This window comes from Sandaracinobacter sp. T42, assembly GCF_059115405.1.
In genome coordinates this window covers 471,935-497,899 of the sequence record NZ_CM181101.1, presented here as the reverse complement: position 1 = coordinate 497,899, position 25,965 = coordinate 471,935, and the positions used below count along the sequence as shown (strand labels likewise).

20 protein-coding genes are annotated in these 25,965 nt (G+C 67.8%); 12 read left to right on the top strand and 8 right to left on the bottom strand.

Annotated elements, in window-relative coordinates; translation table 11 throughout:
* Nucleotides 1–9: 9 nt before the first annotated feature.
* Genes ACW9TV_RS02360 through ACW9TV_RS02330 form a run of 7 tightly spaced genes read left to right on the top strand, consistent with a single transcriptional unit; the run spans nt 10 to nt 4,724 of the window.
* Nucleotides 10–1,314 (top strand): ActS/PrrB/RegB family redox-sensitive histidine kinase, encoded by a 1,305-nt coding sequence (locus tag ACW9TV_RS02360; RefSeq protein ID WP_494304261.1) that lies wholly within the window; start codon nt 10–12, stop codon nt 1,312–1,314.
* Nucleotides 1,315–1,330: 16 nt separating this feature from the next.
* On the top strand, nt 1,331–1,897 hold the full coding sequence (locus ACW9TV_RS02355; RefSeq protein WP_494304260.1) for an ActR/PrrA/RegA family redox response regulator transcription factor: 567 nt from the start codon (nt 1,331–1,333) through the stop codon (nt 1,895–1,897).
* Nucleotides 1,898–1,917: 20 nt separating this feature from the next.
* Nucleotides 1,918–2,046: a hypothetical protein gene (locus tag ACW9TV_RS02350; protein ID WP_494304259.1), complete on the top strand. Its 129-nt coding sequence runs from the start codon at nt 1,918–1,920 to the stop codon at nt 2,044–2,046.
* 9 nt (nt 2,047–2,055) lie between these two features.
* The gene (gene coaBC / locus ACW9TV_RS02345) at nt 2,056–3,240 is read left to right on the top strand and encodes a bifunctional phosphopantothenoylcysteine decarboxylase/phosphopantothenate--cysteine ligase CoaBC (protein WP_494304258.1); all 1,185 of its coding nucleotides are present in this window, start codon (nt 2,056–2,058) and stop codon (nt 3,238–3,240) included.
* A complete protein-coding gene (dut, locus tag ACW9TV_RS02340; protein WP_494304257.1) occupies nt 3,233–3,679 on the top strand; it encodes a dUTP diphosphatase in 447 nt (148 codons plus the stop codon). Before coaBC ends, dut begins: the two co-directional genes overlap by 8 nt.
* Complete coding sequence (locus ACW9TV_RS02335; protein WP_494305019.1) at nt 3,676–4,425, top strand: HesA/MoeB/ThiF family protein; 750 nt, start codon at nt 3,676–3,678, stop codon at nt 4,423–4,425. The genes dut and ACW9TV_RS02335 overlap by 4 nt, the downstream gene beginning before the upstream one ends.
* Complete coding sequence (locus ACW9TV_RS02330) at nt 4,407–4,724, top strand: hypothetical protein (protein ID WP_494304256.1); 318 nt, start codon at nt 4,407–4,409, stop codon at nt 4,722–4,724. Before ACW9TV_RS02335 ends, ACW9TV_RS02330 begins: the two co-directional genes overlap by 19 nt.
* Before the next feature lie 7 nt (nt 4,725–4,731).
* Here ACW9TV_RS02330 and ACW9TV_RS02325 read toward each other — a convergent pair whose 3' ends face one another.
* Complete coding sequence (locus ACW9TV_RS02325) at nt 4,732–6,051, bottom strand: MFS transporter (RefSeq protein WP_494304255.1); 1,320 nt, start codon at nt 6,049–6,051, stop codon at nt 4,732–4,734.
* A gap of 55 nt (nt 6,052–6,106) precedes the next feature.
* Here ACW9TV_RS02325 and ACW9TV_RS02320 point away from each other — a divergent pair, with 55 nt between their 5' ends.
* The gene (locus ACW9TV_RS02320) at nt 6,107–6,799 is read left to right on the top strand and encodes a glutathione S-transferase family protein (protein WP_494304254.1); all 693 of its coding nucleotides are present in this window, start codon (nt 6,107–6,109) and stop codon (nt 6,797–6,799) included.
* Between the two features lie 23 nt (nt 6,800–6,822).
* Here ACW9TV_RS02320 and ACW9TV_RS02315 read toward each other — a convergent pair whose 3' ends face one another.
* Together ACW9TV_RS02315 and acs are read right to left on the bottom strand one after the other, a co-directional pair.
* Nucleotides 6,823–7,455, bottom strand: a complete 633-nt coding sequence (locus ACW9TV_RS02315; protein WP_494304253.1) for a response regulator transcription factor — start codon at nt 7,453–7,455, stop codon at nt 6,823–6,825.
* On the bottom strand, nt 7,452–9,410 hold the full coding sequence (acs, locus tag ACW9TV_RS02310) for an acetate--CoA ligase (protein WP_494304252.1): 1,959 nt from the start codon (nt 9,408–9,410) through the stop codon (nt 7,452–7,454). Before acs ends, ACW9TV_RS02315 begins: the two co-directional genes overlap by 4 nt.
* 231 nt (nt 9,411–9,641) lie before the next feature.
* On the opposite strand from acs, the gene ACW9TV_RS02305 reads away from it, so the two are divergent.
* From ACW9TV_RS02305 to ACW9TV_RS02295, 3 genes are all read left to right on the top strand, one after another.
* Nucleotides 9,642–11,015, top strand: a complete 1,374-nt coding sequence (locus ACW9TV_RS02305; RefSeq protein WP_494304251.1) for a DcaP family trimeric outer membrane transporter — start codon at nt 9,642–9,644, stop codon at nt 11,013–11,015.
* A 26-nt stretch (nt 11,016–11,041) separates the two neighbouring features.
* Complete coding sequence (locus ACW9TV_RS02300) at nt 11,042–12,733, top strand: MFS transporter (RefSeq protein ID WP_494304250.1); 1,692 nt, start codon at nt 11,042–11,044, stop codon at nt 12,731–12,733.
* Between the two features lie 65 nt (nt 12,734–12,798).
* Nucleotides 12,799–14,160: an amidohydrolase family protein gene (locus ACW9TV_RS02295; protein WP_494304249.1), complete on the top strand. Its 1,362-nt coding sequence runs from the start codon at nt 12,799–12,801 to the stop codon at nt 14,158–14,160.
* On the opposite strand, the gene ACW9TV_RS02290 is transcribed toward ACW9TV_RS02295, so the two are convergent.
* Entirely contained in the window at nt 14,085–14,861 is a 777-nt protein-coding gene (locus ACW9TV_RS02290) for a glucose 1-dehydrogenase (RefSeq protein WP_494304248.1), read from the bottom strand. The two genes, ACW9TV_RS02295 and ACW9TV_RS02290, sit on opposite strands and share 76 nt — an antisense overlap.
* Before the next feature lie 239 nt (nt 14,862–15,100).
* Between ACW9TV_RS02290 and ACW9TV_RS02285 the strand changes: the two genes are divergently transcribed.
* Nucleotides 15,101–17,785 carry a TonB-dependent receptor gene (locus ACW9TV_RS02285; protein WP_494304247.1) on the top strand — a complete coding sequence of 895 codons (2,685 nt, stop codon included), beginning with the start codon at nt 15,101–15,103 and terminating at the stop codon, nt 17,783–17,785.
* 59 nt (nt 17,786–17,844) lie between these two features.
* On the opposite strand, the gene ACW9TV_RS02280 is transcribed toward ACW9TV_RS02285, so the two are convergent.
* The 4 genes from ACW9TV_RS02280 to pepN are packed head-to-tail and all read right to left on the bottom strand — an operon-like array spanning nt 17,845 to nt 25,963.
* Complete coding sequence (locus ACW9TV_RS02280) at nt 17,845–18,543, bottom strand: VIT1/CCC1 transporter family protein (RefSeq protein WP_494304246.1); 699 nt, start codon at nt 18,541–18,543, stop codon at nt 17,845–17,847.
* A gap of 4 nt (nt 18,544–18,547) precedes the next feature.
* A complete protein-coding gene (locus tag ACW9TV_RS02275) occupies nt 18,548–20,443 on the bottom strand; it encodes an NAD(P)-binding domain-containing protein (protein WP_494304245.1) in 1,896 nt (631 codons plus the stop codon).
* Between the two features lie 59 nt (nt 20,444–20,502).
* On the bottom strand, nt 20,503–23,382 hold the full coding sequence (locus ACW9TV_RS02270; protein WP_494304244.1) for a M16 family metallopeptidase: 2,880 nt from the start codon (nt 23,380–23,382) through the stop codon (nt 20,503–20,505).
* Nucleotides 23,383–23,392: 10 nt separating this feature from the next.
* A complete protein-coding gene (gene pepN / locus ACW9TV_RS02265) occupies nt 23,393–25,963 on the bottom strand; it encodes an aminopeptidase N (RefSeq protein ID WP_494304243.1) in 2,571 nt (856 codons plus the stop codon).
* Nucleotides 25,964–25,965: the final 2 nt, after the last annotated feature.

The following is a 25,965-nucleotide window of genomic DNA, read 5'->3' as shown; positions in this document are numbered from 1 at the left end:
CACGCCGACATGGTTTTGCCGCGCCTGTTGACGGACATCGGGCGTCCGGGCGTCCGGGTGCAGACGGTGGTGCTGCTGCGCTGGGCGGCCATCGCCGGGCAGCTTGTGGCGTTGCTGGTCGTCGGCCTGGGGCTGGGCTTTCCCCTGCCCTGGGTGCCCGCGCTGGCGGCGATCGCGGTTTCGTTTGCGCTGAACCTTGCGTTGGCGGCCTTCTACCGGCCCGCCCACCGGCTGGATGGCCGGGGCGCCCTGCTGCATCTGGGCTTCGATCTCGTCCAGCTTTCCGTGCTTCTCTATCTGACGGGCGGGCTTTCCAACCCGTTCGTGGTGCTGATGCTGGTGCCCGTCACTATTTCGGCCACGCTGCTTTCGGCGCGGGCGACGGTGTTGTTGCTGGCGGTCGCGCTGGCGCTGCTGGCGGTGCTGTGGCGCTGGCATCTGCCGCTGCCATGGGGGGGTGGCGGGCAGATGGCGCTGCCGCCCGTCTACAGCCTGGGCGTTCTTGTCGCCGTGGGGTTCAGCATGAGCTTCCTTGCCTTTTATGCCTGGCAGGTTTCGGCCGAGGGCCGGCGGCGACAGGCGGCGCTGATCGCCACGCAGGCGGCGCTGGACCGCGAGACCCGCATGGGGGCGCTGGGGTCTCTGGCGGCGGCCGCCGCGCATGAACTGGGCGGGCCGCTGGGCACCATCACGCTGATCGCGCGCGATCTCAAGGATGCGATGGGCAGCGATCCCGCACTGGGGCCGGACGTACAGCTTCTGCTGCAGGAAGCGCTGCGCTGCCGCGACATCCTGACCGGCATTTCCGAACATGCGGAGGCGGATGATCCCTTCCCCGAACTGCCGCTTCCCGTTTTGCTGCACGAGGTGGTGGCCGGCTATGAACCGACGCGCGTGCCGGTGGAGCTGAAATTCGCCTGGCCGCCGGGCGGCGGGCCGGTGGTGCGGCGCGGCCCGGAACTGCTGCACGGCCTTTCCAACATCCTGTCCAACGCGCTGCGGCACGCCGCAGCGCGGATCCGCGTGGAGGCGGGGGAGGCGCCGGGGCAGATCTGGATCCGCATCGGCGACGACGGGCCGGGGTTTCCGGCAGAACTGCTGCCAAGGCTGGGCGAACCATTCCTTGGGCCCAGCGTGTCGGGCTCGGGGTCCACCGGCCTTGGCATCTTCATTGCGACGACGCTGCTGGAACGGACCGGCGCGCGCCTGTCTTTCGCCAATCGTGCGGATGGTGGCGCCGAGGTGGACATTCGCTGGTCGCGTCCCGATATCGAAGTGCGGCGGGCGCCGGCAGTGGCCGTGTCCCGCGCCTGAGGAGAAGCGAAGTCCGATGGTCGAACCGCCCATTCCTTCCGATCCGGGCCCCGTGCCCGAACATGGCCTGCTGCTGCTGGCGGATGATGATTCCAGCTTCCGCCAGCGCCTTGCCGTGACGCTGGGCCGACGTGGCTTCGACGTGCGCGCCGCCGCGTCTGCCGCAGAGGCGCGCGCCCTGATGCAGCAGGTCGAGCCCGAATATGCCGTGCTGGACCTGCGCCTGGGCGACGGAAACGGCCTGGACCTGGTGGCGGAGCTGCGCCGGATGCACCCGGAAACGCGGGTGGTGGTGCTGACGGGCTATGGCAATCTGGCGACGGCGGTGGCCGCGGTGAAGGAAGGCGCGATCGACTATCTGGCGAAGCCTGCCGACCCGGACGATCTGGTGAACGCTCTGCTGACGCCGGCGGGCGAGCGGCCCGAGCCGCCTTCCGAGCCGATGAGCGCGGACCGGGTGCGGTGGGAGCATATCCAGCGCGTGTATGAGCTGTGCGACCGCAATGTGTCGGAAACCGCGCGGCGGCTGAAGATGCACCGGCGGACGTTGCAGCGGATCCTGGCGAAGCGCAGCCCGCGCTGAGCCCGCGAGGGAGAGGCCCGATGGTGCGGACGAACCTGCTGATACCGACCTATGTGCAGATGCTGGGTGCGCTGCGCGGCTGGCTGGAAAAGGCGCGATCAGAGCGGGGAAACAAGGCGCCGGTTGGATTCGCGGCGGCCAGCCGCTAGGCAGGGCAGATGCTGGCGGACAGGCGAATCCTTCTCATCATCGGCGGCGGCATCGCCGCCTACAAGTCGCTGGAGCTGATCCGGGAAATCCGGCGCGCGGGCGGCAGCGTGACGCCCGTTCTGACGAAGGGCGGGCAGCAGTTCGTGACGGCGCTGTCGGCGGCGGCGCTGGCGGAGAACAGGGCCTATTGCGACCTGTTCGACCTGACGGACGAGGCGGAGATGGGGCATATCCAGCTGTCCCGCTCGGCCGACCTGCTGGTTGTCTGCCCCGGCACGGCGGACCTTGTTGCGAAGATGGCGGCCGGACTTGCGGACGATCTGGCGACGACGCTGCTGCTGGCGACGGACACGCCGGTGCTGCTGGCGCCGGCCATGAACGTGCGGATGTGGGGCCACGCCGCGACGGTCGCCAATGTCGCGACCCTGCGCGGACGCGGCGTGACGGTGATGGAGCCCGACGTGGGCGCGATGGCCTGTGGCGAGTTCGGCCCGGGCCGTCTGCCGGAAATCCCCCGCATCCTGGATGCAATCACCGCGCTGGTCGCAGACGGGCCGCTGAAGGGGCGTCACCTGCTGGTGACGGCCGGGCCGACGCATGAGCCGATCGATCCGGTGCGCTATATCGCCAACCGGTCCTCGGGGAAGCAGGGCTTTGCGCTGGCGGGCGCGCTGGCGGCGCTGGGGGCACGGGTGACGCTGGTGGCGGGGCCGGTGGCCTTGCCGACGCCGCCGGGCGTGACGCGGGTGGACGTGGAAACGGCGCGGCAGATGGCGGCGGCGGTGGAAGCCGCGCTGCCGGCGGATGCCGCCGTGATGGTGGCGGCCGTGGCGGACTGGGCGGTGGATGCGGCGCCGGTGAAGATCAAGAAGGATGGCGGCGGGCCGCCCGCGCTGGCGCTGAAGGAAAACCCCGACATCCTGGCGATGCTGTCGCGCCATCCGCAGCGCCCGGATCTGGTGGTCGGCTTCGCGGCCGAAACAAACGACGTGATCGCCCATGCCAGGGCGAAGCTGGCGAAGAAGGGCTGCGACCTGATTGTCGCCAATGACGTGTCTGGCGACGTGATGGGGGGCGACCGGAACCTTGTGCACCTGGTGAGCGCCGCCGGGGTGGAGACACTGCCGGAAGGCCCGAAGGACGAGGTGGCCCGGCGGCTGGCGGCGCATTTCGCGGAGTTGCTGAATGGCTGAGGTGCGGGTGGTGCGCATGCCGCACGCGGCCGGGCTGGATCTGCCCGCCTATGCGACGGCCGGCGCGGCCGGCATGGACGTGCTGGCTGCCGTGGACGAGGATCTGGTGCTGCTGCCCGGTGCAAGGGCGGCGATCCCGACGGGGCTGATGATGGCGGTGCCGGCCGGGCATGAGATGCAGGTGCGGGCGCGATCCGGCCTGGCCCTGCGCGAGGGGCTGGCGGTTCTGAATGCGCCCGGCACCATCGACAGCGATTATCGTGGGGAAGTGAAGATCATTCTGGCGAACCTGGGCGACACCAGCTTTGCCGTGACGCGCGGGATGCGGATCGCCCAGCTGGTGCTGGCCCCCTGTGTGCGCGCCGAATGGGCCGAGGTGACGACGCTGGATGAAACCGCGCGCGGCGAGGGCGGATTTGGCTCGACGGGCCGGCACTGATGTTTTCCGACGCGGAGCTGGATCGTTATCAGCGGCACATCGTTCTGAAGGAGGTGGGCGGCGAGGGCCAGCGGCGCTTCCGGACCGCCACGGTGGCGGTGATCGGCGCGGGCGGGCTGGGTAGCCCCTGCCTTCAGTATCTGGCGGCAGCCGGGGTGGGGCAGCTGACGATCATCGACGATGATGTCGTCAGCCTGTCGAACCTGCAGCGGCAGACGTTGTTTTCGACGGCCGACATCGGACGGCCCAAGGTGGAGGCGGCAGCCGAGCGGCTGCAAGCGCTGAACCCGCATGTGGTGATCGAGCCGATCCGTGCCCGGCTGACGGCCGAGACGGCGGAAATGCTGCTGTCCCAGCAGGATGTGATCGCGGATGGCTGCGACAATTTCCGCACCCGCAGCGCGGTGAACCGGGCAGCGGTGCGGCTGGGCATTCCGCTGGTTTCCGCCGCGATCGGGCCGTTCGAAGGCCAGCTGGGGGTGTTCGCGGGCCATCTGCCGGATCAGCCCTGCTACGCCTGTTTCGCGGGGCTGCCCGCCGATGTGCCGGGCACCAGCTGCGCCGACATCGGGGTGCTGGGGGCGGTGGCCGGCCTGATCGGCGCCGCGCAGGCGCTGGAGGTTCTGCGGCTGATCGCCGGTTTCGGGACCAGCCGGATCGGCACCCTGTGGCTGCACGAAGCACTGAGCGTCGAAAGCCGCAGCGTCCGGGTGCGCAAGGATCCGCAATGCCCGGTCTGTTGCTGATCCTGACCGAAGCGGTTGGCGAGCGCTTTTCCGCTGCCGTCGAACTGGCGGCGGCCGCCGCCGCGCTCGACCGGCCGGTCGCGGTGCTGCTGCGCGGGCCCGCTGTCAGCGCGACGGGGCGCCCGGAGGTTGCAAGGGTCTATGACCTGCTGTTCGAGATGGGGGCCAGCGTGAGCCTTTGCCAGACGGCGATGCTCGCGCACGGGCTGACCCCACGGGATCTTTCAGGCGGGATCGAGGCCGTGACCATGGCCGGCTTCCTGGCCGGCCGCGAGGACTGGCAACTGGTTCTGGCCTAGGGGCGCGCTAGTCCTTGAGGATCACGCTGTGCCTGAGCAGACGGTTGGTCCAGGCATAGACGGCAAGCGCCATGAGGCCCAGTGCGCTGAGCCAGTAGGGAAGTTCCGGCTTCAGTTCATAGAGGCCGATGCCGACGGCGGGGGCCAGGATGAAGCAGGCCCCGTTCACGGCCGTCACCGCGCCCGCAACTCCGCCCTGTTCATGCCGCGCGACGGCGAGCGACGATCCGGCAGTGAAGCCCGGCCGGGCAAAGCCGAAGCCGGCGGATGCCACGGCGAACGCCAGCACCAGGGCATGGAAATTCGGCGCGAAGGCGATGCCCAGCGTGCCTGCCGCCGCGATCAGCGTGCCCCAGCGCATCAGTTGCGAAGGCGATAGATCGAGCAGGCGGATGATGCCCCATTGGGCCAGCAGCGTGGCGCCCGCGCCGGCCATGAAGGCGATGGAAATCAACTGCGTGGCATGCAGCCCGGCATTGCCCGAAACCCTGTCCATGATGAAGAAGCCGATGGCCTGGCCTGTGGCCGCCTGCAGCGAACCCGCCGCGAAGCCGAAGATCATGAAGGGTTTGATCCGCGGGTCTGTCACCCGCATCCGTTGCCGACGACCGGTGGAGGTGGTTTCTTCTGCCGCCATCGCCGTCGCCCCTGTGGGCATTCCGCCGATGGAGGGCATGGAGGCTTCCGCCCCGCCGCCATCCGCTTCTTCGCCCCCGGGCGTATCATCCGGCAGGCCCAGCTGCAGCCAGATCACGACGCCCAGCGCAATCAGCGCGAAGGCGAACATCGGGCCCGACAGATCCACCCAGGGCAGGATGAAGATGGGGGCGATCGCCGGGCCAAGGATGGTGCCGAGCCCGAAGGCCGAGGCCAGCACCGCAAGCGAGGCGGTGCGTTCAGCGGGCGAGGTGCGGGCTGCGACATAGGCCTGCGCCGCCGGGTTGGCGGCCGAACCGAAGATGCCGAAAAGGCCGCGGGCGATGGTGAACAGCGCGAAGGTGACGAGCGGGGCGAGGATGCCCTTGATGCCCAGCAGGATCACGGTTGCGCACAGCAGCATGGAAATGCCGAATCCGGTGACGCCCACCTGCATCAGCCTGCGACGGCCGCGACGATCCGACTGGCGCGCCCAATAGGGGGCGCTGAAGGTCCAGAACAGGGCCGACAGCGAGAAGATGACGGCGATCGCCATGTCCGGGATGCGGATTTCCCGGCCGATCACGGGCAGCACGGATTGAAGCGCCGTGTTGCCGGCCGCCGTGACCAGAAGCGCGGCGAACACCAGGGCGAAGTGTTTCGGGGGCAGTTTCTGGGGCGCGGTCGTCACAAAACACCGCTAGAATGTTTGAAGCGGAATTGCACCTCTTTGGGGAGATAGACACATGTACCGCCTGCACTACTGGCCGACGCCGAACGGGCACAAGGTAACGCTGTTCCTTGAGGAAATGGGCCTGCCCTACGAGATCGTTCCGGTGAACATCCGGGCGGGCGACCAGTTCCGGCCGGATTTCCTGAAGATCGCGCCAAACAACCGGATGCCGGCGCTGGAGGATCTGGCCGACGGCGTGCACCTGTTCGAATCGGGCGCGATCCTCCTCTACCTGGCGGACAAGCACGAGGCCTTCATCGCACCGGCCAGCCAGGCTCAGAAGCGGGCGGAGGTGCTGCAGTGGCTGTTCTGGCAGATGGCTGGTCTGGGCCCGATGATGGGGCAGGCAAACCATTTCCGCAGCTATGCGCCCGAGAAGGTTCCTTACGCCATCGAGCGCTATACCAATGAATCCGCGCGGCTGCTGGCGGTGATGGACCAGCGGCTGGCCGATCGTCCGTTCCTGGCCGGAAGCGATTATTCGATCGCCGACATGGCGGCCTACCCCTGGGCGAAGCTGGGCGCGCCGTTGCTGGCCGACACGCCGATGCCCAACCTTGAGCGCTGGGTTGCGGCGATCGCGGAGCGGCCGGCGACGGTGCGGGCCTATGCCATCGCGGACCGCCCCGAGTTCAAGGTGCCGGAGCCGACGGAAGCGCAGAAGAAGATGCTGTTCCAGCAGGGGGCGGCGACAGTGCGCCGATGATCCCGGGGCCGGCCCGGGGGGGATCAGGCGGGAAGGTCGAGCTGGAGGGCCTGGGCCGCCAGCACGGCCTGGGTGCGGTTCATCACGTTCATCTTGCGCATCAGCGCCGTCATGTGGCCCTTCACAGTCGCTTCCGAGATGTCGAGTTCGTAGGCGATCTGCTTGTTCAGCTTTCCCTTCAGCACCCCCAGCAGGACCTTCAGCTGCGTGGGCGTGAGGCTGGCGATGCGGTCGGCCATGTCCTGAAGTTCGGCATCTGTGCCGGGGTGTTCGGGTTCCGGCTCGGCCTCTCCGCGAAGCGCCCGGGCGACGGCGGCCTCGATCGCGGGCAGGTCGGCGGATTTGGACAGGAATCCGATCGCGCCCCAGGCGCGGGCCTGGGGGGCCGCAGAGCGCGGATCGGCGGCGGACACCACAAGGATCGGCGTGTCCGGCCGTTCGGCATGCACCATGGCGACGCCGGAGCAGCCTTCTGCGCCGGGCATGCGCAGGTCGAGCAGGATGAGATCCGGGGCGGGGTCTGCCCGCACCGCTTCAAGCGCCTGATCCAGGGTGCCCGCTTCCCGGATCAGGGCTGACGGGGCCACGCCCTGCACGGCGACCCTGAGGGCCGCACGGAACATGGGGTGGTCATCCGCGATGACGACATTGGTCATGCCGCCTTATCGGCGGCGCCTGCACGATTGGCAACAAGGTCCGCGACCACCGACGGATCGGCGAGCGTGGACGTGTCGCCCAGGTTGGACACGTCATTTTCCGCGATCTTGCGCAGGATCCGGCGCATGATCTTGCCGGAGCGCGTCTTGGGTAGGCCTGGCGCGAACTGGATGACATCCGGCGTGGCGATGGGGCCGATTTCCTTGCGGACCCACTGCACAAGTTCCCGGCGCAGCGCTTCGGACGGCTCGTCGTTCGCATTCAGCGTGACATAGGCATAGATGCCCTGGCCCTTCAGATCGTGCGGATAACCGACGACCGCGGCCTCGGCGACCTTGGCGTGGGCGACGAGCGCACTTTCCACCTCTGCTGTCCCCATGCGGTGACCGGAGACGTTGATGACGTCGTCCACGCGGCCAGTGATCCAGTAGTAGCCATCGGCGTCGCGGCGGCAGCCATCCCCGGTGAAATATTTACCGCGATAAGTGGTGAAATAGGTTTCGAAGAAGCGGCGGTGATCGCCCCACACGGTGCGCATCTGCCCCGGCCAGCTGCGGGTGAGGACGAGGTTGCCCTCTGTCGCGCCTTCCAGCACATTGCCTTCGCCATCGACGAGTTGCGGTTCGACGCCGAACATGGGGAAGCTGGCCGAGCCGGGCTTCAGATCGGTCGCGCCGGGCAGCGGCGTGATCATGGCCGCGCCGGTTTCCGTCTGCCACCAGGTATCCACGATGGGGCAGCGGCCTTCGCCGACGACGCGGTGATACCATTCCCAGGCTTCGGGATTGATCGGTTCGCCGACCGTGCCCAGCAGACGCACGGAGGCGCGGCTGGTCTGCGTCACCCAGTGATCGCCTTCACGCATCAGCGCGCGCAGCGCGGTGGGGGCGGCGTAGAAGATCTGCACCTGATACTTGTCGATGATCTGCCAGAAGCGGCTGAAATCGGGGTAGTTGGGCACACCTTCATACATCAGCGTGGTGGCCCCGTTGGCGAGGGCGCCATAGACGACATAGGAATGGCCCGTGACCCAGCCCACGTCGGCGGCGCACCAGAAGATCTCTCCGGGGCGGTAATCGAACACATATTCGTGCGTCATCGAGGCCCAGGTCAGGTAGCCGCCCGTGCTGTGCAGCACGCCCTTGGGCTTTCCGGTGGAGCCTGACGTGTAGAGGATGAACAGCGGATCTTCCGCATCCTGGGTCTGCGGCGGACAATCGGGCGACTGTGCGGCGACGAGCTCCTCATAGGCGACGTCGCGGCCCTCTTCCATCCACACGCCGGCGCCGGTGCGCTTCACCACCACCACCTTTTCGACCGTGGGGCCGTGCAGCAGCTTCAGCGCTTCATCGACATTGGCCTTCAGCGGCACGATCTTGCCGCCACGCAGGCCTTCGTCGGCCGTGATGATCAGCTTCGAATCGCAATCCTGCACCCGGTTTGCGATGGAATCGGGCGAGAAGCCGCCGAACACGACCGAGTGGATGGCGCCGATCCGGGCGCAGGCCAGCATGGAGATGGCCGCTTCAGGGATCATCGGCAGGTAGATCGTCACCCGGTCACCCTTGCGGACGCCCAGGGATAGCAGGCCATTCGCAAGCCGGCAGACCGCTTCATGCAACTGCCGGTAGGAAAGAATGCGGCCTTCCCCCGGTGAATCCGGTTCCCAGATGATCGCCGGCTGGTCGCCGCGTTCGGCGAGGTGCCTGTCTATGCAGTTGACGGAGACGTTGAGCTGCCCGTCCTCGAACCATTTGATGCCGAACGTCGCTTCGTCGTAGCTCCACTCCGAGACCTTCGTGAAGGGACGGATCCAGTCCAGCCGCTGGGCTTCGCGGCGCCAGAAGGCGTCGGGATTGTCGAGGCTTTCGCGGTAGAGTTCCTGATAGCGCGCCTTGTCGATCTTGGCGCGACGGGCCCAGTCCGCGGGCACGGGATAGACATGTTCGCTCATCACCCAATCCTCCCAGTGGCGGGGCGCCGACTCCCACGGCGCGCATCCGGCAAGTTGTCGGCAGGCTAGCGGCAATCGACGCGTCGGGGGAGCCCCGACATTGGTCGGGATTCAGGACTTTGGTCTGGCACGACCTTTTGCGGACTGTTTCCCGGCACGGGCCCGGCGCGATGATCAAGGCTGCCCGGACGCCGGTGGGGAGACTGGCGGCGGGCGGGGAGACCTTTGATGATGTCACGCCACCTTGCCACGGTGCTGATGGCCGCGAGCGCCCTGACGGCGCCGGCCGCCGCGCAGACCACTGCCGACATCGAGCGCCGCCTGACCGCGATGGAGGCCGAGATCGGCCGCCTGAAGGCGGAACTCGCCGCAGCAAAGGGTGCAGCAATGCCTGCCGTTTCCAGCGCGGAGGCTGCCCCCGCGCCCGCGCTGGAAACGCGCGTCGCGGCGCTGGAGGAAAAGGCGGCGAAGCCGGCGCCGGACGGCTTCCGATCGGGGGCGGCAACGTTGAAGATCGGCGGCTATGTGAAGCTGTGGTCCGCCGTGTCGCGCTATTCCGCGGGCTCCACGGCGGCGGGGCAGTTGCTGAAGGATTTCTACCTGCCGCAGCAGATCCCCGTGGGCGGCGAGGCCACCACCCATACCAACATGCATGTGAAGCAGAGCCGCTTCTGGCTTGGGGCGACGACGCCGCTGGGCGAGCGGACGGCGGCCGTCTATGCGGAGATCGACTTCCAGACGGCGCAGGGCGCCCAGGGGTCGGAACGGACGACCAACGGCTACAACCCGGCGCTGCGCCGGGCCTTCTTCACGCTGACGGGCAGATCCGGCCAGCTGCTGCTGGGGCAGGACTGGTCCACCTTCCAGAATGTCGCCGTCCTGCCGGAAACGACCGATTTCATCGGCCCGACCGAAGGCAGCGTGTTCGTGCGGCAGCCGATGCTGCGCTATACCGCGAACCTCTCACCTACGGCGCAGCTGGCGGTGGCGGTGGAGAACCCCGAATCCGCGACGATCACCAGCGCCTCTGCCGTACTGGTCGAGAATGACGATGATGCCCTTCCAGACCTGACGGCCAAGCTGACGCTGAAGCCCGGCAAGGCGGAGTTCTCGCTGGCCGGGGTGATGCATGATGTGCGGGTGGTGAACGACGCGGGCGACCGCGAAAGCCAGCTGGGCTTCGGACTTTCGGGCGCGGGCAGGATTCCGTTCGGGCCGGATGCCCGGCACGACATCCGCTTCATGCTGACCTGGGGGCAGGGGATCGGCCATTATCTGGGCCTGAACTTCGCGCCTGATGCGGTTCTGGCGGGCGCAGACCTGCGGACGGTGGAAACGCTGGCGGGGTTCGCGGCCGTGAAACTGGGCTGGACGCCGACGGTGCGATCCACCTTCATGGCGAGCTTCCAGGACGTGGATTACCCCGATGTGCTGGTTCCAGCGGCCGCGAACAAGGCCGCGTGGAGCGTGGCCGGCAACCTGTTCTGGACCCCGGTGAAGGCGCTGGATGTGGGGATCGAATATCGCCACGGCGCGCGCGAGATCATGTCCGGCGCGCGCGGCCGGCTGGACCGGTTCGAGCTTGCCGCGAAATACAGCTTCTGATGAGATGGACTGAGAGGGAGAGCGAAATGACACCGCCAACAGGAGAAGCCGCCCTCGGGGCGGTGGGCTTACCCAAGCATCACGAGGCGACCCAGAGCGAGAAGAAGGTGATCCTTGCATCTTCGCTGGGCACCGTGTTCGAATGGTATGACTTCTATCTTTACGGCCTGCTGGCCACCATCATCACCGCCCAGTTCTTTTCGGGCGTGAACGAGACAACCGGCTTCATCTTCGCGCTGGCGGCCTTTGCGGCGGGCTTTGCGGTCCGGCCGTTCGGGGCGCTGGTGTTCGGCCGGCTGGGCGACATGGTGGGGCGGAAATACACCTTCCTCGTCACCATGGGGCTGATGGGCATTGCGACCTTTTCCGTGGGGATCCTGCCCAGCTATGCCGCGATCGGCGTTGCGGCGCCCATCCTGCTGGTGCTGCTGCGCATGGCGCAGGGGCTGGCGCTGGGTGGCGAATATGGCGGGGCGGCCACCTATGTCGCCGAGCATGCGCCGAACAACAAGCGCGGCCTTTATACCAGCTTCATCCAGACCACCGCGACGCTGGGCCTGTTCCTGGCGCTGCTGGTGGTGATCGGCACCCGGCTGATCGTGGGCGAGGACGCCTTCAAGGACTGGGGCTGGCGCGTGCCGTTCCTGGTTTCCGTGCTGCTGCTGGGCGTTTCGCTGTGGATCCGCATGCAGCTGGAGGAAAGCCCCGTCTTCAAGAAGATGAAGGAGGAAGGCACGACATCCAAGAAGCCCCTGACGGAAGCCTTCGGCCAGTGGGCGAACCTGAAGGTGGTGCTGATCGCGCTGTTCGGCGCCGTCACCGGCCAGGCGGTCGTGTGGTACACCGGGCAGTTCTATGCGCTGTTCTACCTCGAGAAGATGATGGGCGTGGACGGGGCGACGACCAACGTGCTGATCGCCATCGCGCTGGCCATCGCGACGCCCTTCTTCGTGGTGTTCGGCTGGCTTTCCGATCGGATCGGGCGCAAGCCGATCATCCTGGCGGGCCTGCTGCTGGCGGCGGCCACCTATTTCCCGCTGTTCAACGCGCTGGAGCGGTATGCCAACCCGGCGATGGCGCAGGCGCGCATCAATGCGCCGGTCACGGTGACGGCCGACCCGGCGCATTGTTCGGTGCAGTTCGATCCGGTGGGCAAGAACAAGTTCGACACCACCGGCTGCGATGTCGCCAAGAGCTTCCTTGCCAAGAACGGCATTTCCTATGCCAATGTGGAAGCGCCGGGCACGGGCAAGGGCGCGACCATCGCCATCGGCGGGCAGACGCTGTCCATGGGCGATCCGTCGCTGCTGGCGGGCGATGACCGCAAGGCCGCGATCACGGCGTTTGCGGACGAGGCGAAGGCGGCGCTGAAAGCGGCCGGCTATCCGGCGAAGGCGGACCCCGCCACCATGAACAAGCCGATGGTGGTGCTGATCCTGACGATCCTGGTTCTGTATGTGACCATGGTCTATGGGCCGATCGCCGCCTTGCTGGTGGAACTGTTCCCCACCCGCATCCGCTATTCGGCGATGTCGCTGCCCTATCACATCGGCAATGGCTGGTTTGGCGGCTTCCTGCCAACCATCGCCTTCGCCATGGTGGCGGCCAGCGGGGATATCACCTTCGGCCTGTGGTACCCGATCGGGGTGGCGGCGCTGACCTTCGTGATCGGCCTGCTGTTCCTGCCGGAAACCTTCCGGCGCAACATCGACGACTAGGCGGAATCCAGAAGGAGAGAGGGGAGGGCGTTGTGCGGCGCCCTCCCCTTTTCTATGCCGGGGGGATGAAGCGCTTCCTTCTTGCCCTGTTGCTGATCGCAGCCCCTGCGGCCGCCGAGGGTGAGGCCCTCACGCTCTATTCCGGAGCCACGCTGATCGACGGCACGGGTGCGCCGCCGCGGACTGATCAGGATCTGCTGGTGAAGGGCGAGCGGATCGTGGCGACGGGGCCGCGCGGCAGCCTTGCCGCGCCCGGCGCGAAGCGGGTGGACCTGACGGGCCGCACCCTGATCCCCGGGCTTGTTGACAGCCATGTGCATCTGGCGACCCCGCCCGACAGGCCGAAGGCCGAGGCGCTGCTGCGGCGGAACCTGTTCGGCGGGGTTACGCTGGTGCGCAGCATGGCGGATGATGTGCGGCCGGTGGCGGAACTGGCGCGGGCGGCGCAGCAGGGGGAAATCTCCGCGCCGGACATCCGCTTTGCCGCGCTGATGGCCGGGCCTTCCTTTTTCGCTGATCCGCGCGTGGCCGCCGCCAGCCAGGGGTGGACGCCCGGCACCGCCCCCTGGATGCAGGCGATCGACGACGGCACCGACCTTCGGACCGCCGTGACGCTGGCGCGCGGGACCGGGGCGGCTGCGATCAAGGTCTATGCCAATCTGCCGTCGCGGCTTGTTTCGGCGCTGACGGCTGAGGCGCACCGGCAGGGCGTGATGATCTGGGCGCACAGCGCGATCTTCCCGGCGCGGCCGGCGGACGGGATCGCGGCCGGCGCCGACAGCGTGAGCCACATCTGCTATCTGGGCTATCAGGCCGGGCCGGGCATCCACCCCGCCTATGAGGACCGGACGCCGGTGGCCGAACAGAGGCTGACCCCCGACGACCCGGTGATGGCCGGCCTGTTCCGCGCCATGCTGACGAAGGGCACGCTGGTGGACGCGACCGGCAGCCTGTTCGTGCGGGAGGAGGCGCCGCGCAAGGCGGACCCCAAGGCGAAGCCGCTGCGTTGCACCGGCAAGGCGGTGATCGCGCTGACGCGGCAGGCGCATGCGTCTGGGGTGCCGATTTCGACCGGCACCGATTTCACCCTGCCGCCGTCTGACCCCTGGCCCGAGGTGCATGAAGAACTGCTGTTCCTGGCCCGCGACGTCGGGATGAAGCCGCTGGAGGTGATCCGCGCCGCCACGCTGATGGGGGCGGTGGCAGCCGGGCAGGCAGCGGAACGCGGGAGCCTGGAGCCAGGGAAGCTCGCGGACTTCGTGGTGCTGGCGAAGGATCCGCTGGCCGACATCGCCAACATCCGCAGCATCGAGACGGTGGTGAAGCGCGGGCGCGCCTATGCCCGCGCCGACTACATGGCCGAAATGCCGCCGTCGATGAACAGTTCCGCCCCCGTCACGAAGCGGGCTTCATCCGAGACGAGATAGACAGCGCCCCAGGCGACGTCGTCCGGGTCTCCGATGATGCCGAGCGGCACCTGCCGGCCCAGTTTCGCCTTCACATCCTCTTTCGTCAGGCCGGCGGCCTGGAAATTGTCGAGGATGGGGGTGTCCATGAAGGTGGGGTGGATGGAATTGCAGGTGATCGGGTCCTTCTTCGAAGCGCAGTGGAGGGCGACCGATTTCGTGAGGTGGCGCACCCCGGCCTTGGCGCTGTTGTAGGCGGCCATCCGGCCCGAGGCGATGACGCCCGCAATGGACGAGATATTGAGGATGGAGCCCCGGCCGCCATCCGCGCGGGTGGTTTCGCGGATCAGCGGGATGGCGTGCTTGCAGCCCAGGAATACGCCGTCCAGATCGATGGCATGGACATGCCGCCAGCTTTCGAGGCTGGTGTCCTCCACGCTGCCAGGTGTGCCGATGCCGGCGTTGTTGACGAGGATATGAAGCCCGCCGAAGCGGCGCTTCGCTTCCGCGATGGCTGCGATCCATTGATCCTCGCTGGTGACATCATGGGCGAAGCCCGCCGCATCAGGGCCGATGGCGGCCGCGGCCGCCGCTGCGCCTTCGCCGTTGATGTCGGTGAGCAGAACGCGGGCGCCTTCGCCGGCGAAACGCTGCGCCATGCGCAATCCCAGCCCCGAAGCTGCCCCGGTGACGAGTGCGATCTTGCCCTTCAGTCGTGCCATTCAACCTCTCCCTCGGGGTTTTCGCTAGGGAAGGCGCGGGCCGTTGCCAAGGGGTGGCCGGGGGTGCGGGCATGGCGGCCGGACGGCGGACTTGTGACGCTTTTGCCACATGCACGGCGGCAAACCGCGCTTGTGCAGCACAGCAAAGGTTGAACCCGGCCTGTCCGAAGACTAGCTGCCCGATCAATAAGCGCCCGGCGGGAGCTCCGGGCTGCATTCCACAGTTCCTGGGAGACATCATGCGTTCCATCCTTCTGGCATCCGCTGCGATGCTCTGCGCCATTCCGGTTCATGCGCAGGATGCGCAGACCGCCGAACCCGTCAGCCCGGTTGATGCCGGCGACATCATCATCACCGCCACCAAACGGGCGCAGGCGCTCAGCGATGTTCCGATCGCGGTGAGCGCGGTGACTGCGGAAAGCCTGCAGAATTCGGGCGCGACCGACATCCGCCAGCTGAACCAGATCAGCCCGTCGCTGCTGGTCAGTTCCACCTCGTCCGAAGCGGGCGCGGGCGTGGCGCGGATCCGCGGCATCGGCACGGTGGGCGACAACCCCGGCCTCGAAGCCTCCGTCGCGGTGTTCATCGACGGCGTCTATCGCAGCCGTTCGGGCGTGGGCCTGACCGAACTGGGCGCCATCGAACGGATCGAGGTGCTGCGCGGGCCGCAGGGCACGCTGTTCGGCCGAAACGCCTCGGCTGGCCTCATCAACATCGTGACGGCGAAGCCGAAGTTCGAGACCGAAGGCACGGCCGAAGTCACCTACGGAAACTATGACTACTGGCGCCTGGCGGGCGGCATCACCGGCCCGCTGATCGAGGACAAGCTGGCGTACCGGCTGGACGGCGTGTTCACCCGCCGCGACGGCTATCTGACCGATGTGATCTCTGGCCGGACCGTGAACGACCGCGACCGCTGGCTGCTGCGCGGGCAGCTTCTGTACACGCCAAATGACGATCTTGAGATCCGCGTGACGGGCGATTTCGCGAAGCGGGCCGAGGAGTGCTGCGCCAACACCTATCTTCCGTTCCGGATGGCGTTCCGCGACGCGCAGGGCAATGTGCAGACCACGGCGAACAACCCGATCGTGAACATCATCCGCGGCCTCGGTGGCGTGATTTCCGACGACACCTTCGCGCGCGAAACCTCCATCACGCCCGGCCGCAGCCACCGCTCCGACGTGACGGACTGGGGCCTGTCAGGCGAACTGAACTGGAACCTTGGTTTCGGCGACCTCACCGCCATCACCGGCTATCGCGACTGGAAGGTCTCGGCCAGCCAGGACGGGGATTTCAACAATCTCGACATCCTGTCCCGCGACAATCAGGTCCGCCGCTTCCGCACATTCAGCCAGGAACTGCGGCTGAATGGCCGCGCGTTCGACGACCGGCTGGACTGGCTGGTGGGCGGCTATTACGCGCATGAGCGGCTGAACATGAGCGACGACCTGAGATTTGGTCAGGACTATATGCGCTATGCGAACTGCCTGGTCGCCAACAGCCTTTCGTCCACCGCTTCGTCCATCGGGATCAACGGCCTGCTGTCGCCCACGTCGAACGGCTGCGTGAACAGTGCGGTCGCGGCGTCCATCGTGACGAACCCGCTGCTGCCGGCGGCGCTGCGCACGCCGGTCGCGATCTGGGGCGGTTTCGCCGTGCCGGGGCAATATGGCTATGACGCGGTGGCGACCGCAGTCGGCCGTCCGGGCGACACGCTGAACGGCCGGGGCATCGTGGAGGACCGCTATGCCCAGAGCAGCCGGAACTTCGCCATCTTCACGCACAATGTGTTCGATCTTGTGCCGGACACGCTGCAGCTGACGGTGGGCGCGCGCTATACCAACGAGAAGAAGACGCTGGATGTCGACCTTGTCGGCAACAACACGCTGTGCGCCGCGATCGCGTCCAGCCCGGCGTTCGCGAGCCTGGCAACTGCGCCGTGCGCGATCAATCCGCTGACGCTGTCCGACAGCGCGTCGAAGAAAGAGGATGAGTGGACGGGCACCGTGGTGCTGAGCTGGAAGCCGATCGAAGAGCTGATGACCTATGCCAGCTATTCGCTGGGCTACAAGGCGGGCGGCTTCAACCTGGATCGGTCCGCGCTGAACGTGGCGGCGCCCGATCTGGACCAGCTGAAGTTCGAGCCGGAAACGGTGAAGAGCATGGAGCTTGGCGCGAAGCTGGACCTGCGGAGCGTGCAGCTGAATGTCGCCGCATTCCGCGCCGTCTATGATCAGTTCCAGCTGAACACCTTCAACGGCACGAACTTCGTGGTGGAGAACATCCAGGCCTGCCGCGACGATCTGAACGGCGCGGATCAGGACGGAAGCGCCGCGACGGGCGCCTGCGCGGCGGACCGGGTGAAGGGCGGCGTCACCTCGACCGGGGTGGAAGTGGAAGGGCTGCTGTTCCCGGCGCCCGACGTTTCCGTGAACCTGGGCCTGACCTATGCCGAGAGCAAGTATCGCGGAAATCTGGTGGGCGTGGGCGGGCGGCCCCTGCCGCCGACGCTGGCGAACATTCCCGGCCAGCAGATGTCGAACGCGCCGAAGCTGGTGCATACGGCCGCTGTCACCTGGACGCCGGCTGTGACCGATGATCTGGGTGCGCTGGTCTACCTCGACTATCGGCTGCAATCCGAGGTGAACACGGGATCCGATCTGTTCCCGGAAAAGCGCCAGCAATCGGTGTTCGTGGTGAACGCGCGGCTGGGGCTGAACGGCAACGACCGCAAGTGGCAGGTGGAGGCCTGGGCGCAGAACCTGTTCAATGCCCAGTATCAGCAGGTGGCGTTCAACGCGCCGCTGCAGGGTTCGGGCAGCATCGCGCAGACGGTTGCCAATGGTACGCCGGCGACCACGCTGTTCGGCAGCTTCCTCGCCGAACCGCGTACATTCGGGCTGACGCTCCGCACGAAGTTCTGATCCGAGCCGGATCCGAACGGCAATGCAAGGGCGGGGGAAACCCCGCCCTTTTTCGTTGCTCAGACAGTGGTACCGGCCAGCATTCCGATCCCGTAGGTGAGGGCCATGCCCACGGCCCCCCAGAAGGTGACGCGGAGAACCGCCCGGCCGGGCGGGGCCTTGCCCGCCCATGCGCCAAGCCAGCCCAGCAGGGCGAGTGACAGCAGGGTGGAAACGGCGATGGTGGCGACGATCAGCGGTTGCGGTGCCAGTTGTACGGCAAGCAGCGGCAGAAGCGCGCCTGCGGAAAAGGTCGCGGCAGAGGCAAGCGCCGCCTGTAGTGGTCGGGCGACGGTTTCGGACGTGATGCCCAGTTCGGCCCGGGCATGGGCGGCGAGCGCATCATGCGCGGTTGCCTGCTCGGCGGCCTTTGCGGCGGTTTCGGGATCCAGCCCCCGCGCCCTGTAGAGCGCGGTCAGTTCCGCCAGCTCCGTTTCGGGCTGGGTGGCCAGCTCTCCTGCCTCCCGGTCGAGGTCTGCCCGTTCGGCATCCTTCTGGGAGCTGACGGATACATATTCGCCGGCCGCCATCGACAGCGCGCCGGCCACCAGCCCGGCGATTCCCGCCAGCAGGATCTCGCTCCGCCCCGTGCCGGCGCCGGCGACGCCGATCACGAGGCCTGCGGTTGAAAGGATGCCGTCGTTGGCGCCCAGCACGGCGGCGCGCAGCCATCCGATCCGGTCCGCGGCATGGGGCTCCGGATGGGCTGCGCTTCGCAAGACGTCAGGCCGCTCTGGCTTTTTCGGGCGTCACCGGCTCCAGGTCCTTCGGGTCGGGCGCGCGGGTCGCCTGCCAGTAATCGACGAGCGCGAAGGGCCAGTTCTGGCTGACGCGGCCTGTGGCGTTCTTGTACCAGCTGGTGAAGCCCTGCTGCCCCCAGGCCATCTTCGCATTCTCCGCATCCACCTTCGCGTTGAAGGCGTCGTGGACATCCGCGCGGACAGTAACCGGCCCCTGGGCCGCGATCAATCGCGCCGTTTCGGCGATGTAGTTCACGGCGCATTCCGAGAAGAAGATGATGGAGCCGTTGACCACGATGTTGGTGTTGGGGCCATAGATCATGAAGAAATTGGGGAAGCCGGGCACCAACATGCCCAGATAGGCGCGCGCGTCGCCGGCCCATGTCTCGTGCAGATCCTTGCCGTCCACCCCCTTCACGCGGAAGCTGCGCAGGAAGTCCGAGGCATGGAAACCGGTTCCGTAGATCAGCACGTCGGCCGGGTGGCGCCGGCCGTCGGCTGTCACGATGGCGTCGGCCTCGATGTGGTCGATGCCTTCGGTCACGAGGTCGACATTGTCGCGCTGCAGCGCCTTCAGCCAGACACCGTTGTCGCGCAGGGACCGCTTGCCGCCGAACGGGTATTTCGGGATCACATGATCCAGCAGGTGCGGCTTCTGCTTCACCTGTTCCCCGATCTTTTCCACCAGCGCCGCGCGCAGCTCGGCATTGGCGGCGCCGATTGTGCCTTCAGGGCCATTCCAGCCTTCTTCCGCGCGGACATTCGGGATCACCCCGTCCGTCAGCATCCAGAACAGCCAGAAGCGGTACCATTTGTCGTAGTTGGGGATATGTTCCACTGCCCACTGGAAGGCTTCGGGCACGGGGTCGTGGTAATTGTCCGTCGGGCCGAGCCAGGGCGGGGTGCGCTGGAACACATCCATATGGGCGACCTGCGGGGCGATTTCCGGCACGAACTGGAAGGCGGAAGCGCCGGTGCCGATCACCGCGACGCGCTTGTCCTTCAGGTCCACATCATGCCGCCAGCGGGCCGAATGGAAGGCCGGGCCCTGGAAGCTGTCGATGCCGGGAATGTCGGGATAGCGCGGCTCGTTCAGCTGGCCGACGGCTGAGATCAGCATGTCCGCCTCCATGGGGCCCGCCGAAGTCTGCACCGCCCATTTGCCGCGTGCATTGTCCCACCGGGCCTCTTCCACGCGGGTGTTGAACCGGGTGAGCTCGCGCAGGCCGTGCTGCGTGGCGAACCGCTGGAAATACTGCAGCAGAACCTCGCCCTGGCTGTAGAATTCGGGCCAGTCGTGATTCGGCTCGAAGGAGTAGCTGTAGAGGTGGTTGGGAGTGTCCACCCGGACGCCGGGGTAGCGGTTCAGGAGCCAGGTTCCGCCGACATCCTCGTTCGCCTCGATGATGGTGACATCGACGCCCGCCTGCCGCAGCCGGTGCGCGGCGAGAAGGCCCGACATGCCCGCGCCGACGATCAGCGCCGAAAGCCTGCGCGGCGCTTCGATGGGGGCGGGGGCCTTGCGATCCTGTCCGTCCAGCGCGAGCTCATCCAGCAGGAAGGGCAGATAGTGGGCCGGAACCTCGCCGCCGGCGATCCAGCTGATCATGCGGCTGACTTCGGCATCGGTTGGCGGCGCGGCCATGCCGGCCTCTCCGCTGAGGATCGGCCACAGGATGCGGTCCGCCTCTGCGCGGATCCTTGCCTGCACGTCTTCCGGGAAGTCGCCCATGCCGTCGCCGAAGAAATCATAGACGGGGGTGCCCAGATCGAGCAGCGACAGGTCGCCGCTCGCCTGCGCCACGCAGACGGCGAGCGTCGGCAGATGGGTGGTGACGAGCGCGGCTTCGAAATCGGCGCGCGAAAGCTTGCTGGCCATAGTCCTCTCCTTCAGGGGGCCAATGCACCGGGATGGGGGGCGGGCGGCAAGCTACGGCTTTAGGGGAGGCTGCGAATTTCGACGGGCAGGCCAAGCGTTTTGAGCTGCGGCTCGATGGTTGCGCGGTCCCCCACGACGATGAACACCAGATCCCCGGCCGCCGGCATCGGAGCGGCGCGCACGGCATCCAGCGGAACCCTGTCGATCCTTTCGGGCAGGGTCGTCAGGTAGTCGTCCGGCCGGTTCAGCACCACGGCGCGTTCCATGGCGGCAAGGATGGCGCCTCCCGTCTCGAACTCGGCGGGCAGGCTGCGGACGGAAGCGGCCCGTGCGCGGTCCACTTCCGAAGCTTCGGGCGGGCGGGCGCCTCGGAATTCCGCCAGCAGGCCGCGGATGGCGGCGATCGAGTCCCCTGCGCGGGCGCTGTCGACCGGAGCCGTCAGCAGGAAGGGCATGTTGCCCCGTGTGGGCGCGGCAGAGGAGGACGCGCCGTAGGACCAGCCCTTCTCCTCTCGCAGGAGGCGGTTGAGGCGGCTGGTCGCCAGGCCGCCAAACACGTCGTTCGCGAGCGTCAGCGGCAGGATGTCGTCCCGCCCGGTGAGCGGCAGCGGCGCACCGGCGAGTATGAAGGCCTGCGGCGCCCCCGGCCGATCGTAGAGGACGATCCGGCCGGCTGCCTGCGGCGCGGGCGTGGCCGCCTTCACCAGCGGAAGCGGCGGCGCGGCGGCCCTGATGCGGCCGAAATGCTGTTCCAGCAGCGGGAGGATGGCGGCCATGCTGGTGTCGCCGACCACGAACAGCATGGAGTCTGCCGGCTGCAGCAGGGCCGAATGGAAGGCGGAAAGGTCCGCGCGGGTCACGGCCTTCACCCCCTCCGGCGTGCCGTTGCCGTTGAAGCTGCGCCCATAGGGGTGATCCGGCCCATAGATCAGCGGCGGCGCGGCGCGCAGGGCGATTCCGCCGGGTTCGGTGGCTTCGTTGGCGAGATCCGCCAGCACCTGCGCGCGGATGCGTTCAAGCTGGTCTTCCGGGAAGGCCGGCGCCTGCACGATGTCGGCGAACAGCTGCAGCGAAGGGGCCAGGTTGGGCGCGAGCGCATTCAGGGTGATGCGCGTCCTGTCGAGCGCGGCGGAGGCCGAGACGGACGCCCCCAGCCGTTCGAGCCGGCGCGCGATTTCGGGTCCGTCAAGGGGGCCGAGGGCGCCGTTCGTGCCTTCGCGCAGCAGGCCCAGCATCAGCCGCTGGGTTCCGGGCCTGTCGGCGCTGTCGGCGGAGACGCCGCCATCGAGCGCGAGCTGGATCCGCACCACGGGCACCGCCGGATTGGCGACCAGTTGCACCTTCATCCCGTTGGACAATGTCGCCCGCTCGATCTTCGCCGTGGCGAGCCGGGTGATCTCCCCGGCGGCCGGCGCGCCCCTGCTGCGGTCTGCCGGGATGCCCTGCGGCCGGAATCCGGGCGCGGGCGGGCGCGCGGCTTCGGCAATGATCCGTTCGGCCTGGGGGGCATCGATGCGGGTCGGGTTGCGATCCCCCGGGACCAGCGTGATGCGATGGTCGTTCGGCGTCAGCCAGCGGGCAGCGGCGGCCTTCACGGATTCGGGCGTGGCGGTCGCGATTTCGGCCAGCTGGCGCTTGTAATCGGCCGGGTCGCCGGCGAAGACCGCGCCTTCCGCCAGGGTCTGCCCCTTGCCGCCGAAGCCGCCCACCTGTTCGAGCGCTCGGATCGTTCCGCTGACGGAGCGGGTGGCGATGCGCGCAAGTTCGTCCGCGCTGGGGCCGCTGGCCTTCCATTCGGCCAGAAGTTCGTCGATGCGCTTTTCAACCACCGCCGGATCCACGCCGGGCCGCACATCGGCCCCGATCAGCGCGAGGCTTGCGCCTTCCCAGCCATAGACGGAGGCGGAGACGCCGACGGCAAGGCGCTCGCGGCGGACCAGCCGGTCATAGAGGAGGGAGGTGGGGCCGCCGCCCAGGGTGGCAAGGCCCACTTCGAGCGCCGCCAGCCCGGGCGTGTCCTGCCCGGGCAGGGGCCAGGCCCGGATCAGCTGCACAGTCGCCACCTTGTCGGCCAGCGTCTGGCGCGTCGGGCCGGGGCGCACGGGCACCGGGCTTGCGAAACGGGCGGGGGTGGGGCCTGGCGGGATCTGGCCGAACCATTTTTCGACCATCGGGCGCGCAGTGGCGGCATCGATGTCACCGGCCAGCACCAGCACGGCATTGTTGGGGCCATAATGGGTGCGGAACCAGCGCTTCGCATCCTCGACGGACGCGGCGCGGAGATCGGGTTCCCGGCCGATGGCGGGGATCGAATAGGGGTGATCGGCCGGATAGAGCGCGGCGAGCAGCGCCGGGAACATCAGCCCGCCGGGCTGGTTTTCGCCGTCCCGCTTTTCGTTCAGCACGATTTCGCGTTCGGACTCGAGCACCTTCGTGTCGATGGCCGGCAGAAGCCAGCCCATCCGATCGGATTCCAGGAACAGGGCGAGATCCAGCGCGGGCGTCGGCACGGTCTGGAAATAGTTGGTGCGGTTGAAATCGGTGGTGCCGTTGAACTGGCTGCCGCCCGCTTCCTCAAGCGGCTTGAAGTGATCGACCCGGCTGTGTTCCGAGCCCCGGAACATGATGTGCTCGAACAGATGGGCAAAGCCCGAGCGGCCCTTCGGTTCGTCGACGGAGCCCACATGGTACCAGACATTGACCGAGACGATGGGCGCCTTGCGATCGGTGTGCACGATCACGCGCAGGCCGTTGGCCAGCGTGAACTGCTCGTAGGGGATGTCGACGCTGCGGACGAGTTCGGAGAGGGGGGCCGGGGCCTGCAGCCGGGGCGCACCAGGCGCGGGAACAGGGGCCGGGCGCTCGCTTGCGGCGAAGACGGCCGGGGAGGCCGCCACGAGGGCTGCGGCAAGCAGGGGGAGGAGGCTGGTGCGGCGCATCGGGCGGCTTTCAGGCGAGGCTTGTGGTGGTGACTTCGGCGAGGTCGCGCGAGAGACCCGGCGTGCCGGCGATCCGTTCAAGTTCCGCCTTCATCAGCGGCCCCCAGGGGGCGGTCAGCCGCCGCCAGCGGGCGAGCGGCTGGACAAGCCGCGCAGCGGATTGCGGGTTGATCCGGTCCGCCGCCAGCACATGGCGGCCGAGCAGGGCATAGCCCGCGCCCGCGCGGTCGTGGAAGCGTGTCTGGTTCATGGCGAAACCCAGCACCAGCGCCCGCAGCCGATTGGGGTTGCGCGGATCGAAGCGCGGGTGCGTGGCAAGATGTTCCACTACCGCGCGCGTGTCGGGGCGGGTTGAGGTTGCCTGGGCCAGGAACCATTTGTCGAGCACTTCGGGCCGTGCATCGTAGCGCCGTTCGAACAGTTTCAGCGCCTCGATCCGTTCCACCGCGTTGGAATGGGACAGGGCGGTGAGCGCCGACATCCTGTCGGTCATGCCTGTGGCGCCGGTGAACTGGAGGAAGGCGGCGGCGGTCGCCTCATGGTCGTCGTCCGCCAGCAGCAGCGACAGGAGGATGCCCTTCAGGCGGCGAATGCCCTTCGCCCGCGGGCTCTGATCCGATGGCGCATCGCAGTCGTGCCAGGCTGTCCACAGCGGTTCGCGCAGGGCGGACAGCAGGCTGCGGCGCAGGCCCTCGCGGGCGGCGTGGATCGCCTCCGGGTCGACGCTGGGCATGTGATCCCCGATCAGCGCCTCGCCTGGCAGCAGCAGCGCCTCGGCAACGAAGGCCGGATCCTGCCCGGCCGTGGCGAGCAGGGCGGCGGCTGCGTTCACGACATCCTGATGCCCCTGCGGCGATCCGCTGGCAGCCGATGCCGTGAGCGCGGAGAGCATCAACTGCTGCACCGCTTCGTAGCGGGCGAAGCTGTCGTCCTCGTGCGCGGCAAGGATCAGCAGATCCGCACGGGCGGGGGCGGGTTCCACAAGGATGGGGGCGGCGAAACCCCGGTTCAGCGACAGGATCGGAGCCTGTGTGATGCCTTCGAGGGACAGGCAGGTTTCGGTGTCCGTCAGCAGCAGGTCGTCAAGCTGCGCCAGCTTCCGGCCGTCGTGCGCGAAGGCGGCGAGGCGCAGGGGAATGGGCAGGGGCGGCGCACCCGGCGCCTTGGGGTTCGACTGGCGAAGCACGAGGTTGAGCCTGCCGGCCTGCGCATCATGCGTCGATTCCACGGTGACGCGTGGCGTGCCCGGCTGTTCGTACCAGCGGCGGAAGAGATCGGATTCCAGCCCCTCCGCCGCGAGGGCGGCCAGGAAGTCCTCGACCGTGGCCGCGGTGCCGTCATTGCGCTCGAAATAGCGGTCGGTCGCGGCACGGAACCTGTCCGGGCCCAGCCGCGTCGCCATCATCCGGATCAGCTCGGCGCCCTTGTCGTAGACGGTGGCGGTGTAGAAGTTGGAGATCTCGGCATAGCTGTCGGGCCTGACGGGGTGCGCGAGCGGACCTTCGTCTTCCGGGAACTGGCTGGCGCGCAGCTGGCGCACGCTTTCGATCCGCTTGACCGCCGCCGAGCCGATATGGGCCGAGAACTGCTGATCGCGGAAGACGGTGAAGCCTTCCTTCAGGCTGAGCTGGAACCAATCCCGGCAGGTGACGCGGTTGCCGGACCAGTTGTGGAAATATTCATGCGCCACGATGGCCGCGATCGCGTCATGGTCCCAGTCCGTCGCGGTATCCGGGTCGGCCAGCACATATTTGGCGTTGAAGATGTTGAGGCCCTTGTTTTCCATCGCGCCGAAGTTGAAATCCTGCACGGCCACGATGTTGAACACATCCAGATCATATTCCCGGCCATAGACCTGTTCGTCGAAGGTCATGCTGGCTTTCAGGCTGTCCATCGCGTGCCGGCAGCGCGACACGTCTGCCCGGTCCACCCAGATCGCCAGATCCACCGTCCGGCCGGAGCAGGTGGTGAAGCTGTCCCTGAGCGGTGACAGGTCGCCCGCCACCAGCGCGAACAGATAGCTGGGCTTGGGGAAGGGATCATCCCATTCGGCGAAGTGGCGGCCGCCGGGCAGCGGACCGGTCGCGCCGGGGTTGCCGTTCGCCAGCAGCACCGGATAGTGCGCGGCATCCGCCTCCAGCCGGACATGGTAGCGGGTGAGGACATCGGGCCTGTCGGGGAAAAAGGTGATCCGGCGGAAGCCTTCGGCCTCGCACTGGGTGCAGAGGTTGCCGCCGGAACTGTAGAGGCCCATCAGCCGGCTGTTGCCCGCCGGATGGATGGCGACGGTCGTTTCGATAACGGCCTCGTCGCCCTCGATCTCAAGCAGCAGGCCCTCCGGCGTGGTGTTGGCGGGCCGGCTGACGCCGTCCACCTTGAGCGACAGAAGCTCGAGATCCTCTCCATCGAGTTTCAGCGGCGCCGGATGGCGGCCGTTGCGCTGCACATTCAGCCGCGCATGGACAAGGGTGCGATCCGGATCCAGCTCGAACCGGAGCGCCATATCGGGCACCAGCCAGCCCGGCGGGGCATAATCCTTAAGGTGCTTGCGGGGCGGGGCGAGCGGGGCTGGCGAGTCCATCG